Raw genomic sequence first — 600 nt, forward strand, 5'->3', positions numbered from 1 at the left:
CGGGGCTGCCGGGACCTGGAACCGGAGCACGGTCGTGGCGTCCGGTGAGCCGTAGACCGCCAGCGAGCCGCTGGTGCCGAAGTCCGTCGTGGGCGCCGACGCGGAGGTGTAGGTATCCGCCGCACTCTCCACCGCCAGCACCGTCGGCGGAGCGGCCGGTTGGGTGGTGGCGGTGGCTTCGTTGGAGCCGGGGCCGGTGTTGCCGGCTGCGTCGGTGGCGGTGACGCGGTAGTACCAGGTTCCGGCGGGCCGGTTGGTGTCGGTGTAGCTGAGCCCGGTGGTGTCGGCGATTCTGCTGGCGGTGGAGGGGGTGAAGCCTGCCGTCGTGGAGCGGTGGACGGTGTAGCCGGTGACGGCGGTGTTGTCGGTCGCCGCGGTCCAGGACAGGGCGACGGCGGTTCCGGTGGCTGTGGCGGCCAGGGCCCCGGGCGCGCCCGGCGCGGTGGTGTCCGGCGGGGGTTGGATCGTGGCGGTGGCTTCGTTGGAGCCGGGGCCGGTGTTGCCGGCTGCGTCGGTGGCGGTGACGCGGTAGTACCAGGTTCCGGCGGGCCGGTTGGTGTCGGTGTAGCTGAGCCCGGTGGTGTCGGCGATTCTGCTGGC

1 pseudogene is annotated in these 600 nt (G+C 73.3%); it reads right to left on the reverse strand.

The window, feature by feature from the left end:
- Positions 1 to 600 (reverse strand): annotated as a pseudogene (locus AC1DGD_RS22110) (hypothetical protein); the annotation flags it as partial.

This window comes from Arthrobacter sp. 05T45, assembly GCF_056395875.1.